Origin of the sequence: Cyclobacterium sp. 1_MG-2023 (assembly GCF_030546805.1) — a bacterium.
Classification (GTDB): Bacteria; Bacteroidota; Bacteroidia; order Cytophagales; family Cyclobacteriaceae; genus Cyclobacterium.
The window spans coordinates 14,641-30,259 of sequence record NZ_JAUOPC010000001.1 but is presented as its reverse complement, the minus strand read 5'-3'; the positions used below and the strand labels follow the sequence as shown (position 1 = coordinate 30,259).

The 15,619-nt window shown below is 37.4% G+C and carries 11 protein-coding genes; 8 read left to right on the top strand and 3 right to left on the bottom strand.

Annotated features, from left to right (window positions below; all coding sequences use genetic code 11):
• Positions 1-59: 59 nt before the first annotated feature.
• Positions 60-1,460: an acetylxylan esterase gene (locus tag Q4534_RS00120; protein ID WP_303611127.1), complete on the bottom strand. Its 1,401-nt coding sequence runs from the start codon at positions 1,458-1,460 to the stop codon at positions 60-62.
• Positions 1,461-1,792: 332 nt separating this feature from the next.
• On the opposite strand from Q4534_RS00120, the gene Q4534_RS00115 reads away from it, so the two are divergent.
• The gene (locus tag Q4534_RS00115; RefSeq protein ID WP_303611126.1) at positions 1,793-2,863 is read left to right on the top strand and encodes a glycoside hydrolase family 43 protein; all 1,071 of its coding nucleotides are present in this window, start codon (positions 1,793-1,795) and stop codon (positions 2,861-2,863) included.
• Positions 2,864-2,951: 88 nt separating this feature from the next.
• Positions 2,952-4,046 (top strand): HAMP domain-containing sensor histidine kinase, encoded by a 1,095-nt coding sequence (locus Q4534_RS00110; RefSeq protein WP_303611125.1) that lies wholly within the window; start codon positions 2,952-2,954, stop codon positions 4,044-4,046.
• Between the two features lie 57 nt (positions 4,047-4,103).
• Here Q4534_RS00110 and Q4534_RS00105 read toward each other — a convergent pair whose 3' ends face one another.
• Positions 4,104-5,108, bottom strand: coding sequence for a bifunctional oligoribonuclease/PAP phosphatase NrnA (locus tag Q4534_RS00105; protein WP_303611124.1), 1,005 nt, complete (start codon positions 5,106-5,108; stop codon positions 4,104-4,106).
• A gap of 43 nt (positions 5,109-5,151) precedes the next feature.
• On the bottom strand, positions 5,152-7,986 hold the full coding sequence (gene rapA, locus Q4534_RS00100; protein WP_303611123.1) for an RNA polymerase-associated protein RapA: 2,835 nt from the start codon (positions 7,984-7,986) through the stop codon (positions 5,152-5,154).
• 406 nt (positions 7,987-8,392) lie between these two features.
• On the opposite strand from rapA, the gene Q4534_RS00095 reads away from it, so the two are divergent.
• From Q4534_RS00095 to Q4534_RS00070, 6 genes are all read left to right on the top strand, one after another.
• Positions 8,393-9,445 (top strand): CNNM domain-containing protein, encoded by a 1,053-nt coding sequence (locus Q4534_RS00095; protein ID WP_303611122.1) that lies wholly within the window; start codon positions 8,393-8,395, stop codon positions 9,443-9,445.
• A gap of 294 nt (positions 9,446-9,739) precedes the next feature.
• On the top strand, positions 9,740-10,321 hold the full coding sequence (locus tag Q4534_RS00090) for a Crp/Fnr family transcriptional regulator (RefSeq protein ID WP_303611121.1): 582 nt from the start codon (positions 9,740-9,742) through the stop codon (positions 10,319-10,321).
• An 85-nt stretch (positions 10,322-10,406) separates the two neighbouring features.
• A complete protein-coding gene (locus tag Q4534_RS00085) occupies positions 10,407-11,030 on the top strand; it encodes a hypothetical protein (RefSeq protein ID WP_303611120.1) in 624 nt (207 codons plus the stop codon).
• Between the two features lie 452 nt (positions 11,031-11,482).
• Positions 11,483-13,330: a pyridoxal-dependent decarboxylase gene (locus Q4534_RS00080; RefSeq protein WP_303611119.1), complete on the top strand. Its 1,848-nt coding sequence runs from the start codon at positions 11,483-11,485 to the stop codon at positions 13,328-13,330.
• An 85-nt stretch (positions 13,331-13,415) separates the two neighbouring features.
• Entirely contained in the window at positions 13,416-13,805 is a 390-nt protein-coding gene (locus tag Q4534_RS00075; protein WP_303611118.1) for a VOC family protein, read from the top strand.
• A 351-nt stretch (positions 13,806-14,156) separates the two neighbouring features.
• Positions 14,157-15,611 (top strand): Ig-like domain-containing protein, encoded by a 1,455-nt coding sequence (locus tag Q4534_RS00070; RefSeq protein ID WP_303611117.1) that lies wholly within the window; start codon positions 14,157-14,159, stop codon positions 15,609-15,611.
• Positions 15,612-15,619: the final 8 nt, after the last annotated feature.

Genomic DNA, 15,619 nt, shown 5'->3' with positions numbered 1-15,619 from the left:
CCCAAGGAGTGGTGAGAGCAGCAAAGTAAGAAGTCTTTCAGCAAAATTATTAAGTTTAATTATTTCTTAAAATGGAGGTCCAAAAATTGGAGGTACTGTTTCCAGTCAAATCGTGTAAGGTCATGATCTCCGGTCCGAATATGGTAGCGAATTTGATTGCCAATTGAAATATCAGGTGAAGGCATTTCAGTAGATTCCAAGCCACGAAATCCAAAAAGCTCATAAACAGGCCCTGCATTCAGCGCACTAAGAAACTCTCCTTTTGGGTCCGCCAAAAGATCTTCTGTGGCACTGCCAACGTAAAGTGGCCGTGGTGCAATCATGGCAAGCAACATGTGCTGATCAAAAGGAAGTTCGTCTTCCTTATCAACGAAATTTTTAAATTGCTCACAATACCTCCAAGAGGCATGACCAATACTGTAGGCAATATTTTCTCCAAAATTCCGCCTTGCTAAAGCAGCTCCACCTTCACCACTATTATTGGAAATGACTACTGCAAATCGTTGGTCTTGCGCCCCTGCCCAAAGCACAGCTTTGCCATGACGCGAATGGCCAATTAAAGCCACCCTGTCTGCATCTACCGAAGGAAGATTTTCTAAACAATCAAGTGAGCGGCTTATCCCCCAAGCCCAAGCACCCAAAGCTCCCCATTCATTAGGTTTCAATTGTGTGTTTCCTGATTTTCTCATTACATAGCCTCGGATACCATCTTTCCATCCATCAATATGGTCCGGCTCCACATCCCCATAATAGAAGGTAGCAAGGCCATAACCACGTTTCATTAACTCTTTCAAATTTGGAAATCGATAGGCATTGATTCCTCGAGTTGCTTCAGTTACTTGGTTGTCTAGGATGCCCTTCTCTGGAATAGGCCTCATCCATTTGGTAGAATGTGGGATAGTGATATCCCTTTCCAGACTACTGTTGCCATACCAATTCATCTTCATTACTATCGGAACAGGAGCCTTTGCTGAATTGGGAATGTATACCATTAACTGTATTGTTGGCGCAGTCGGGTCCTCAAAAAAGCCAAGCTTTATAATTGTACGCGTAGCAAGACCATCCAATGCATCCTTGCGAATGGAAATAACTTCTGCCTTCTGTTCAAAATCAAATTCAGGCGTATGGCCATACATCAATTCTGAAAAATCCTGCATGATAGCTATTCGTCTATCGCCTTGCCAAGATCTTTTGTCAACAATTTTTTTCCCATTGTTGTTTATCAACGGATCAGGAAGTGTAAATGCTTTCACATTGCCTTCCTCCCAATTTCTACCATAACTTGTTGGCCAAACTTTGCCATTTATTGTAATTCCCTCAGATGAATCGAGGGGTTTTGATTGGGCAAGGCAGAATAAGGGCAAAGCTATAATTATACCTACCAAAATATTTCTTACAAACATAAAACCAGAATCGTATTTTAGGTAACATGAAAAATTAAAATGTCTTCTGATTGACATTTAAAATTTATACTTAAATTACCTTCATATTAAACAATTCATGGATAGGTACAAAAGGTAAATCCATAAAAAACTTTAAATTCTCCTCTATAGACAGAATCAGAAGGATAGCATAAAGGCGAGAAAATATTTTTTTGTAATATCAACAATCACTTAAGAAAGCCTATTACGATTTTCAGGACTATAATCTTTAGCTACCATTCAACCAAATCCTTAATATTTTAAAGGGCTAGGTTGAGGACCTTTCCTAATTTGCAGGACCATCTTTTTGACCTATATTCACTATTACAAATAAATTTCCACCATCGAATCAGCAAAAATAATCAAGCCCAATGAAAACCATAAACTTTGCCATTCCCTTAATAGTTATCCTTCTTTACTCCTGTCAACCAAATAAAAATGAAGAAGAAAATGCCGTTTATTCCGGAAATCCCGTATTTCCCGGCTGGTATGCTGATCCTGAGGGTATAATATTTGACAATGAATATTGGATTTACCCTACTTTCTCTGATGATTATGCTGAGGAGAATAACCCTACCTCAGAATTAACAGAAAAGCAGTTGGCACTCCAGAAAAACACCATCAACCCTCAATACTTAAAACAAACTTTTCTCGATGCTTTCTCCTCAAAAGACCTTGTCAATTGGGAAAAGCATGCACGCGTATTGGATATAAAAGATGTTTCATGGGCAGCTTATTCCATTTGGGCCCCTTCCATCATTCAAGCCAATGAGAAGTACTACTTGTTTTTTGGTGCCAATGATATTCAAAGTGATGATGAAATGGGAGGAATTGGTGTTGCCATAGCTGATAATCCGGAAGGACCTTTTAGGGATGCCCTAGGAAAACCCTTGATCAATTCCTTCCACAATGGTGCACAACCGATAGACCAGTTTGTATTTAAAGATGATGATGGAAAGCACTACATCTATTATGGAGGTTGGAGACATTGCAATATTGTCAAATTAAGTGATGATTTATTAAGTCTAGTGCCTTTCGATGATGGTGAAATATATAAAGAGGTAACCCCTGATCAATATGTTGAAGGACCTTTTGTATTTAAAAGAAAGGGTAAGTATTACTTTATGTGGTCCGAAGGAAATTGGACAGGGCCTGATTACAGTGTTGCCTATGCCATCGGTGATAGTCCTTTCGGACCTTTTGAGCGAATAGGCAAAGTACTGCAGCAAGACCCAAGTATCGCTACCGGAGCAGGCCATCATTCTGTAATCAACATTCCAAATACGGATGAATACTATATGGTTTATCATCGTCGGCCTTTAAATACTACAAACGGAAACCACCGCGAAACTTGTATCGACAAAATGACCTTTGATAAGGATGGTTTTATTAATCCTGTTAAGATGACTATAGAAGGAGTGAAAAAGAAATTACTTAAATGATTAAGCTTATTGAAAATACCGAAATTTTTAATGTGTTTTTATAAACTCCTTTTATTTGGCATGGTTTTTTATCTAACTGGCAGAAAAAATGGTGAATAATTTCGATATACTTGACTCTGTATTCGAATCAATGGCTGTTATAAATAAAGAAGGGCAAATCATTTATACAAACAAAGCCTGGCGTGATTTTTCTTCTGAAAACAGAGGAGATGATGCTAGTACAGGAATCAATAACAACTATTTATCAACTTGTGAAGCTGTTAAAGGAGAGGAAACCGGAATGGCAATGGATGCAAAAACAGGTATTCAACAGGTTATTGATAGGGAACTTGACAAATTTGAATTGGAATACCCTTGTCATTCTCCCACAGAAAAAAGATGGTTTATTTTACGGGTTACTCAAGTTCTGGAAAATCCCGATTTGACCTTAATGGCGCATATCAATATTACCAACAGGAAAACGGCAGAGTTGGAAATTGAAAAAAATTACAAGCAGTCCCTAATTCTTAATGAACGGTTGCAAACAACTTTACAGAAAATTGTCCATGACATTCAAAATCCCTTGGCTTCAATAATGGGATTGATCAATTTATCAAAATCAGAAAATGATAGGGAAAGTGTAATGGAATATTTGGATCTCATAGAAAAAGGAAGTGCAAACCTAAGATCCTTTGTCAAAGAAACCCTAAAGCATATTGCTTCAATAGGTATTGTACAAGCCATAAACATGGAACAATTGGTAACCAAATATTTGGAGACAATACCCCACCTTCTCAATCAGAATGCAATTGAATTAAAGTTAGACATTCAACAAGCCGAGGATTTTTATACCAACGAAATTGAGCTTCAATCCATCTTATCCAATTTGGTAAGCAATGCCATAAAATATTCAGATCCCTTAAAATCTAATAAATTTATTGCCTTGCATTTTAAATCCGATGAAAATAAAGGGGTATTACAGGTTGCCGACAATGGGCTAGGAATAAAAAAAGAGGAAATTCCTAAGCTAATGAATCGCAATTATCAGGTAAACGGAGAATCAAGCGAAGGTGTAGGATTAGGTTTATTTTTGGTTCAGAAATCGATAAGAAATCTAGAAGGCTTTATCAAAATAGATTCTGACTTTGGCGTTGGCACAACATTCACCGTTGAAATTCCAAACAAAAACCACCCTCAAAGTTAAAGGAAAAAAAACGTCACTTTGATGATATAAATGACGCTTTTTTAAAGGGTCAACAGATTAATTGGCAGGGAAGTACAGTGGTACCAATCGCTTGATTTTATCCAATGTTTCAGAAACTGATAATTCACTCATTCCTCCGGAGGCATTCATATGACCACCACCATTAAAATTTTCTGCAGCCATTACATTAACCGGATTCTCCTGCCCTTTTGAACGAAATGATATTTTCATAATGCCATCTCTTTCAGTAAATACAATAGCTGCTTTCATTCCTTTTATTGACAAGGCTTGATTTGCTAAGCTATCGGTATCTCCTTTTTGATACTTAAACTTTGCCAATTCTTCTTTTGTCAAGGAAATAATAGCTACCCTATGGTTTTCCATAATTTCAAGCTTTTCACTCATTGCATATCCTTGCAAACGCAATCGGCTTTCAGTATTGTTATCACTCAACATTTCATGAATCAAATGATGCTCCACACCTGAAGCCAATAATTTACCCAATATTTCATGGGTACGTGGGCCTGTAGAAGGAAACCTGAAGCCTCCTGTATCCGTCAGTATGCCCAAGTAAAGTGGTGTTCCAATTTTCTTATCAAGTAATGCTCCATTTCCTGACTGTTCAATTAATTCCACTATTAACTCAGCTGTAGAAGAAACAGCTGTTTCAGACATTGTAATAGTGGGGAAATCCTCCGGATCAAGATGATGATCAATCATGATAGTCTTACATGTCACTGCCTCCAATAGCTGTTGCATGTCATGACCTACTCTGTTCGTTCCGTTATAATCCAGACAGAAAACCAAGTCGGCGGCAGCCAAAGCCTCAGCAATTGCCTCACTTTGATCCGTCATCGTTAAAAATGCTGAAGTATCTAACCAATCCAAAAACCCGGGAGCAGGATCCGGGTGGCATATTGTGGCATTTTTCCCCAATTTTTCAATAAAATAAAGCAAGCCCAAAGAGCTGCCTACCGAATCACCGTCCGGTGATTTATGGGAAGTGATAATTATATTTGAAGCAGCTTTAATGGCTGCCACTATTTGTTCGTATTTATTCATGTTTTTATTATTTTTACATAGATATTCTATTGCCAATAATTGGCTAATTGTCTCCTTCTCGAATCAATTGAATTGCATCGATTCTAATCCGAGCATTAGCGATCAACTCAGTTAACTCCGTTTTTTGCTCCAAAGCAGACCTTATTTCATCCGGTCTTATGGCCTTATTTCTTTTATACAAATACGCCAATCTCCCAATCTCATGATCCATGGTTTGGTTCATGTATTGAAGTCCCATATCGATTTCTTTGTCCTTCATTTGGTCGGCTATTTCTTTTGTAGTCTTGAGCATTTCAGGAAATATTTCATCTACAAATCGTTCATTGCCTATCAATTCACTGACCTGTCCGGGTACCAATTGTTTGTTCAACAAACCAATAGGGTAACTTTCAGTAACTTCTTCCGCCAGATGATTAACAATTACCCGCAATGGAGTATTGGGCAGGAACCGGTCCACATAAATACCTTCTCTTCCTGATGTTTCAAGTACAAAAATCACTTCCAAGAGAATTCCGGATTTCCCAGTACCTTTCAAATGGCCAAAACTAGCGGCTCCCGTACCCATTCCCAGCACCATATCAATGGCTCCAGTCACCATGGGGTGGTCCCAACTTATAAAACTTATGTCTTCCCTGCTTAATGCTCGTTTACGGTCGAAGGTAATCGCAATGCCCTTGTCCGGTATGGATGGAAATGCAGTATCATTGGCCTTACTTGGACGCAGCCAATAGGTCCGTGGGGCCAAATCTTCCATCTCAATACCAAATTGATCAAAAACTTTGGCCATATAATTCTCAAGGTTTAAATCTTTATCAGCGGATCTTATTTTAGCCACCAATTCCTTGGCTATCTTAGGTCTAAAGGAATTCATCTCCAGCAACCTGTCCCGTCCATTGGCTAAAGTCTGCTTAAGCGCTCTTTGGTAGGTTTCAGTCTCTCTTATTAAAGCTTCTAAATCCGATATAACATCTTCCCTAATTGAAGTCATTGCAAGCTCAAACAAGCGGTCACCAAACAATTGTCCAATTTGGTTACCCCCTTCTATATTTTCTTCAAAAGCATTCAGGCCTTCATGAAACCAACGCGCTAAAATTTCTTGAGGACTACCTTTCAGGTAGGGTACATAAATCCGAATGGTTTCTTTTTGCCCTATCCTATCCAGGCGTCCAATCCGCTGTTCCAACAATTCAGGGTGCATCGGCAAATCAAACAATACCAAATGATGTGCAAATTGAAAGTTTCTTCCTTCACTACCGATTTCAGAACACAATAATATTCTTGCTCCATTTTCCTCGGCAAACCAAGCCGCATTCCGATCTCTTTGTACAATGTTAAGGTCTTCATGAAATACCCCTACTTTTGCACTACTAAGGTCTCGCAAGGCATTTTCCAATGCCAATACTTTCGCTTTGCTTCTGCAAATCAAAACCACTTTTTTAGGATTCAATTGATCCAATAAATCGACCAGCCAGGTCACCCGTGGGTCCTTTGAAAAATGATAAGGACGCTTTACATCCCTTCCCGGTCCATTGCTTTTGTCCAAGATAAATTCGGCCGACATGCGTTTTGCCCACTCTTGCTGAGAGGGTCCTGTTTTTAAAGGGATTAACTGTACTTTCCTGATAGGAAAACCACTCATGGCTGCGCGGGTATTTCTAAACACTACCCGACCTGGTCCGTGCTGGTCCAGTAAATCTTCTATCAATTGATTTTGACCTATTTGCCCTTTTTCTTCAAGTTTTGCTACCCTCTTGTCACCAAATAAAGTTTTTAGCAGGGTTTTGTCCTTATTATTTATTGCTTCACCTGATGCCAATTTCTCAACTATATTGGCAATGGAAGCATGGTCTTGAGATTCATTGACGAAGGCATGGTAATCGGCATACCTTTCAGGATCCAATAATCTTAATCGGGCAAAATGACTTTCTGCACCAAGTTGTTCAGGAGTCGCTGTCAATAGTAACAAGCCTTTGGCAACCTTACTTAAAGCCTCTACAATGGCGTACTCAAGACTTATTTTTTCCAATGACCAAGCCAAATGATGAGCTTCATCTACAACAAGCATGTCCCAGCCTGCAGAAATAGCCTGTCCTGCCCGCTTTTGTGATCCTGCCAGAAATGAAGTACTACAGAGCACCAATTGATCATCCAGAAAGGGATTTCCCTCAGGTGCACTTTCATCCAATGCCGCACACCTTTCTTCATCAAAAATATGAAACCATAGGTTAAATCGCCTTAACATCTCCACAAACCACTGATGGACCAGGGAATCAGGAACCAGAATGATTATTCGTGAGGCTTGACCACTTAACAATAAACGGTGCATGATAAGACAAGCCTCAATGGTTTTGCCAAGGCCTACCTGATCAGAAAGCAATACTCGAGGAGCATACCTGGAGCTAACTTCATGGGCAATGTACAGTTGATGGGGAATAAGGTCTATTCGACCACCTATAAATCCATTAATAGGCGAAATTCTACGTTTATGGTCATAGGCCAAAGTTTTCCTTCGCAAGGCAAAAACAGCAGGTTTATCTACTTCCCCTAGTAAGAGGCGATCATCCACCCCGTGGGTAATAGCAACTTCCCCTAAATCTGCCTCCGATAAGGTCCCCTCGTTATTAATATACAAGATAAGTTCACCATTGTCCTGGACACGCTCAATTTCAAAAGGTCGTTCTTGGGAATCCATTACTGTATCCCCGGGCTTAAATATCACCCTACGCAGAGGTGCACTATCTAATGCATACTGTCTCGTCTCTCCGGCATTTGGGAAATTGACTTTCACTCGGTTTTTACTTACTTCAATTATTATACCTACACCTAAGTCAGGCTCTCCTTCACTTGCCCATCTCTGATCAGTATAGAAATCCATCATATACGCTATTGATTTAACTTACTTTATTAATAATCCGAAAAAGGGATTACTAAAAAAATGCAAGTTCTTTAATTTTTAGCCGCTTCACTAAGAACTGAAGCTTTTTATTTTCCTTTTGTATTCCAGTATTGCTAAAATTTTCTAGATGGATAAAATTTCCCTTTACAGAATTCTAAAAAATGCCCGCGATTATTTTAAGTTTTAAGCTTCAACTAAATCTTCAAACCAGCTTGATTTTTGCATTCGCCTAGTTCAGGTATAATTATTGCAACACAAAAATCCAATAAAAACCTTAACGTTTTTTAGATAGTTATGTATTTCTAAATTAGATGATTAGATTTTATCTAACCAAATACTTCTTGAATCTAGACGTTTAGATTAGTAAAACTTATCCTTAACCTATACCATGGCCCTATTATTATTTTATCTTTTTATTGCCCTATTTATTTCATTTTTGTGCTCCATAATGGAATCGGTGTTATTGTCAGTTCCTGTGTCATTTCTAAAGTCACAGTCTAAAAGAGGAGACAAAAATGCAGATGCCATGCTTTTCCTGAAAGAAGATATCGACAAGCCTCTTTCTGCCATTTTATCCTTGAATACTGTAGCACATACTGTAGGGGCAGCAGGCGTGGGAGCGCAAGCTACAGTGCTTTTTGGGGAAGCTTATTTTGGAGTTATTTCTGCCATCTTAACCATTCTAATCTTAATATTTACTGAAATAATTCCCAAAACTCTGGGCGCCAATTACAACAGAGATTTGATTGGCATTACCTCAAAAATCATCAGAGCAATGATTTTCCTTACCTATCCATTGGTTTGGCTGTCTTCTATACTAACAAAATTGCTTTCTAGAGAAAAAACCGTCCTTACTACCAGTAGGGAAGAGATTTCCGCATTGGCCAGTATCGGTACTCAAGAGGGAATTTTTGCTGACAAGGAGAATAAAATAATTCAGAATTTAATCAAACTTAAAAACTTAAAGGTAAAAACAGTCATGACACCGCGAATTGTGGTGGTAACGGCCAATGAAGAAATGACTTTGAAAGAGTTTTTGAAAAACAAAGAGTTCTTACATTTTTCAAGAATCCCTATATTTAAAGGTAATAAAGACAATATCACCGGCTACGTTTTAAGAGAGTTTGTTTTCGAAAAATTAGCTGAGGATCATTTTGATTTAAAACTTAAAGACATCAGACGTGAAATTTTAATATTTTCAAGTAACATCAGCCTATTTGATGCTTGGGAAGAAATGCTTCAAAAAAAAGAACATATTTCTCTAGTGGTAGACGAATATGGTGGAATGGATGGAATTGCCACCCTTGAGGATATCATAGAAACATTGCTCGGCTTTGAAATTGTAGACGAAAAAGATAAAATAGAAGACATGCAGCAATATGCCATGAAACGCTGGAATGATAAGCAAAAGAAATACAAGATGCTCAAAAATGATGATTAGCCTTTAAAAATAATCAACAGTTTTGATATAAAATGACCACTTCTTTTCATTTCCATGGCAATGCTTTCATACGGTAATTTTACCTGAATTTTACTACCATAATTTTATTCTATTATAGTTCAAAATCTGACCTAAAAAAGCTTAGGTTAAACATATTGTCTTCTCTTATTCAAATCCTAGGATTGAAAAGCAAGTCAAACTTTTATTTAGTTAAAAAAGCAGGTAGATTAGTACGATAAATGGTGAAATTCACAAAAGCTCCTTATCTCTAATACTGCTCAATATCAAAATACCATGCACCAATTACTTTTTGATTATATTTCTAAATACATGCCCTTAACAGCTGAAGAAAAAAATGTCATTCAAGATTTAGACTTGTTCAGAGAAGTAAAGAAAGGCACCATCCTATTAGAGGAAGGACAACAGTCTGACCTTGGTTTTTTCGTACTAAAAGGCTGTATAAGAAAATATTATATTATTGATGGAGAGGAAAAAACCACCAATTTCTTTACAGAATTGCAGGGGGAAGTGCCGGAGTGCGCCATTAATAAAAAGCCTTCTAGTTATTATCTCTCATGTATTGAAGATTCAATTATTTCTGCTTCTACCAGTGAACTGGATGATGAAGTTTTTGCCAGATTCCCCAGATTTGAATCCCTATGCCGCATTATATCGGAGGAATTGTTGTTAAAAAGTCAAAGCTCTCTAGATAATTTTAAGTACTCCCCCCCTGCCAAGCGCTATGAAAATTTGGTAGAAACCAGGCCCGATTTGATCCAAAGAGTACCACAACATCAATTGGCAAGTTTTCTGGGAATTACTCCCCAGTCTTTAAGTCGATTAAAAGCAAGACTACAGAAAACAAAAAAGAATTAAAATTCATTTGTTAACTTAAGTGAACGTTTTTTAGGGCCTTTCCGCTGCAACTTTGCATTATCTTTTAACTTAAAACATTAAAAAAATGCAAAAATTGATAGTAGTATTTAGCTTCATCTTCTTAAGTGTCTTGCCTATACAGCTAAAAGCGCAATATGCAAAACAAGACACCTCTTACAGCAAGTTTTTCATAGGGAGCACATTTTTTATATTATCCAATTTAGTTCCTGACGACAATTCTCCGAAATTCGTACAACTAAACCTAGGCTATCGATTAGGCCCTAAAGATGCTTTATCCTTAGAGCTTAAAACTTGGGAATATGGCTGGTCCCTAGGAATTCCTTACGGAGATAAATATGAAGCACCGGAAGAAAAATTTCCCGGAAAAGTTAGTGAATACGGATTTGCTTTTGCTTACCAGCATTTTTGGTGGAAGGGATTGTACACAGGTATACATGTGATGAATGCCTTTCAAACATTTAAGAATGAAGAGGGAGCAAAAATTAAAAAAGGCTTTCAAATTTTCAATACCTACCGCCTTGGATATCATTTCAAACTCTTCAAGAATAAATTTTTTATCGAACCCTCAATAGCCATAACCCACAGACCTTACCATTCCAAAATGCCTGATGATTTTAAAGCCTTGGATGATAAATGGCCAAATTATTTTATTGGTGAACCGGGGCTTCATTTTGGTTATAACTTTTAATTCTTGTTTGGGCTGTTCGGAAGAATAGCCGGCCTTAGTGTATTATTTGTCAGCATTGTTTCAAAAATTGTTACAATGCTGACAAAATCATGTTTACTTAACTTGCCCTGAAAATAAATCAAATTTAACTACCCCATTAGCATAAGACTTTTTTGAATTAAAGTATCAACATTTATAGCCACTCATTGGTTGATAGAATTACTCTCCATTGCACAAAAGGGATTTGTACTAATAGATAACTCTCTGTATATTAGACCAACAAACCTGAAAACCTTTGACACAGTTTTTGATTTTGTAAGGAAAGCGGTATCCTCAGGATTTTGCCTTTCAAAAATGTTAAAATAATGCAAAAGAAATGGCATTCACCAGTCTACCTATTTTTCTACCATTTTTTGCCAACGAATCACTAATGATTAACCAAACAGCTGCCTTTTAAACTAAAAAAAACAACCATGCCAGCAGTAAACCCAAATTCTCAGCAAGTACCTTATGGCCCTAAACAACTTCCATGGACTGATCAGGTACCGGAAGGAGCCATAGTATCCAAGCCAAGTAATGATCCAAAGGAGGTATATGATTCGGTACCACCCAAAGATGTCTGTGGAAACTTCCCCCAAATAAATTACAGTCAGTTCGAAATCCCTCCTACAGGCTTGTCAGATGAAGAACGAGAAATAGCCTTGGCTTCTTTTAAAGAATTTATTGAAACCCAACATTCCCATTTTGCAGGATTTCAGGGAAATCAAGACCAGAACTATGCAGATCGATTTCCATACCTTATGGACATGCATGCCAATAATATTGGTGATCCTTTTAGCAGTGGTCGATACACTCTAAACTCTAAATTCTGTGAGCGTGCAGTCTTAGATTATTTTGCTGCCCTGTGGAATAACAATTGGCCCCATACAGCAGCTATCGATCAACAGGATGAAGATTCAAGGTATTGGGGATATGTACTTACGATGGGTTTTACTGAAGGAAATATCTACGGTCTTTTCAATGCCAGAGACTACCTCAAAGGCAAAACCATTCTTGAAGATCAAAAAACGAATGCGCAAATTGATGCCTATACCAGAAGAGGCAGAGAAACAAGAGGACAGCATTTTTCTTATAAAGCCCCTATACAAACTGAGGAAACTTCTGAAAATGCCTACAGCCCTGTGCTTTTCTATTCAGAGGATGTTCATTATTCCATTCAAAAAGCTTCGCACTTGTTGGAATTGCCTACATTTCAGCAAATTGGACAGAATAAATATCCCGAACAATGTCCCATTACCGATGATGGAAGTTGGCCTGAAATGGTTCCCTCCCATGATTTTGATAAAGGCAATCCCCAATCAGGGTCGGTGAAAATTGAAGCATTAACAAAGTTGGTTCACTTTTTTGTGGATAAAGGCTATCCTGTTGTAGTTGTAGCCAATATAGGAACCACGTGGAAAGGTGCATATGATGATGTCCCTGCCATTAATGCCATGTTTGAAAAATTAGGAGAAAAATATCCTTGGTTGTGGGAACGCAAGGTGGTATATGGGAAAGATGAAAAAGGAAATCCATTAATTGATATTCGTAGAGGTTTTTGGCTCCATGTGGATGGCGCGCTTGGTGCTGCTTATTTACCTTTTGTGGAAATGGCACACAACCAAAACCTATTGAATGAAAAAGGCCCTATGTTTGACTTTCGCAATCCTGCTGTGATGAGCGTGGGTTGCTCCATGCACAAATGGCTTGGAGGTCCCTGGCCTTCAGGTATCTTTATGACCAGAACCGGATATCAGTTATTACCCCCGGATGCAGCAAGTTCATTTTTAGGTACACCTGACACCACACTGGGAGGCTCTCGTTCAGCCTTTTCCCCCATGATCCTATGGGATTATTTTTCTAGAATGAGTTATAAGGACAATATGAATAAGGCCGTAGAAACAGAAGATGTTTCAGCCTATCTAGAAGCAGAATTGTTCAAGTTTGAATCCGAATTAAAAGCAAAATTTGGTTCAGAGGTAGATTTATGGATTGCCCGATCACGTTTGAGTCTGACCGTCCGTTTTCGATTGGTTAACGAAACATTAAACTACAAATGGTCCTTGGATACAGATAGGCTTTGGGTGCCTATATCCGAAAATGAACGTCAGTTGCGGTCTTATTCCCATATCTTCATCATGCACTCTGTTGGCAAAGCGAGAATTGATGCCTTTATGGCTGATTTAAGAGAAAATTGCAAAACAGATTGGCATGTAGCCTTTCCTAAGATAGATTATAGCGCAGTACCTCCAGCCCCAAACCCGGAACTGCAGAAGCCGTAAAATCACCAAGTTTAGGTGGAGAAATTTATGTCAGGATTTTCTAAATGTTCTTCCATCCTAACTTTATATCCGTTAATCAAAAAAAATGCAGCGAATAGAACACATAGCCATTTGGACAAAGGATTTAGAAAAAATGCGCGCCTTTTATTTGGAGTTTTTTGAATTATCCTCCAATGAAAAATATTATAACCCAAAGAAAAAATTTAGCTCCTACTTTTTGTCATTCAAGGAAGGTGCACGAATTGAATTGATGCATTCACCATTATTAAATGAAATTTTAGAACATTCAGAAATAAACTTAGGCTTGACCCATTTTGCAATTTCTGTTGGATCTAAAGAAAACGTGGATTTCCTTACAGAAAAAGTTCGTAAAGGCGGTTACAAGGTAGCCGGCGAACCAAGATTTACCGGAGACGGTTACTACGAAAGTGTTATTACGGATCCGGATGGAAATACCATAGAAATAACCATTTAAAAACCAGTACCTTGATAAATAAAAATAATATTGCTTCCCTTTTTTAGAATTGCTTGCTGATTAACCTAGTTATGCAATAGGATCTTAAAGCCTTTTTCATATTTAATGGAAATGGGGAAAATTCTAAGGGGCAAAAAAATAACTGTATTGGAAATAATTTCAGCACTATATAGATTCTCTATTGCAAATTTAGGGTTTAATTTATCTAGATTTTTTGGGTAATAATGGAGGAAATAGTTTAAAATTTAATACTTTGCACGCAGAGATAACATTCTTTTTCCTCTTAAATGAAAACTACTTATTTTATTAAATTAAAGTAGGGTGAAAATTAATTTTTTAAAAAAAGACAAAATGCGTTGGGTTAATATTTCAAAACAAATATTATTTTTTTCTACCTTCACCATCCTTTCATTCATTTTATCTTCATGTGAAGAGGACCGTACGGTTCCAATTGAAGGTTTGGATAAAACTAATCCAGTTATTGAAATAATAGAACCTCTAAATGAGGAAATCACTTCGGAGACCTTTGAGGTATTGGTAGAAGCTTCGGACAATGTAGGTATTGAGAAGGTCGAATTATTTCTCGATAATCAGCTTGTCGGTAACTTATGGAGTCCACCCTATAATTTCACTGTAAATGCCAGTAATTTTTCATCTGCAGAATATACTCTTAAAGCTGTGGCTACTGACAGTTCAGACAATTCAGTTAGTATTGAAACCACCATTACACTTATATTACCAACAATGAATACTCCTTTCCACCTTCAAGCATCAAAGGGCGAATTTGGCGGTAAAATAGTATTGAACTGGTTTAAAGACAATCAGGCAAAAAATAATCAAGTATTCAGATTAAATGAAACCTCTGATCAATATGAATTGATCGGGGAAACCGAGGATAATTACTTTGTAGACACTACTATTTCTACGGCCATGACTAATTATTATTACAAGGTTAGGGTCTATAATTCTAAATCAGCATTCAGCGAACTTAGTAGTAAAGTTTATGGCTTTACCAACGAAGATCTTTATGATGTCATGACCACATTTGGCTCCCAAGGCAGTGACAATGGACAATTTTATTTCAATGAGCACGTAAGTGTAGATGCAGAAGACAATATTTATGTGGCTGATGCAAATGCCAACAAAATTGAAATGTTCAGTAAGACAGGCGAATATATCCGGAAATTTAGAAGCATAAAGGCTCCAAGAGACATATACTTTTTACAAAATGGAAATGTCCTCATCACCCGGTCAAAAGACAATAAAATTTCCATAGAAAATAAAGAAGGAAACAAAATTGTAGAATGGGGAGCAACAGGAAATGGAAATGGTCAATTTGAATACTTCAGGCAAATAACAGTAGATAAGGATGAAAATATATTTGTAGTGGATCATGGAAATCACCGCATTCAAAAATTTGACAAACAAGGAAATTTTATTTTAAAATGGGGACAAAATGGTACCTCTGATGGGTCATTTCAATACCCTTGGGGAATTGCAGTTTTGGGAGAAAGGGTGATTGTATCAAATAAAAATGCGCTTCAGATTTTTGATCTAGAAGGTAACTTTATCGAAAAAGTTATTATCCCAAATATTCGAGAAATATACGATATTGCTGTAAAGGATGACAAAATTTATTTGGCATGTATCAAGGTAATTATAAGGACCGACATCCAATTTAATAAAATGGAAAGGATCAAAGAAGATTATTTCTCAATAGCCTCAGGTATTGATATCAATTCAAAAAACCAAATCATTGTGAGTGATGTTGGTGATAGAAGAATTATTATTTTAGATGAAAACTAGCTATATTT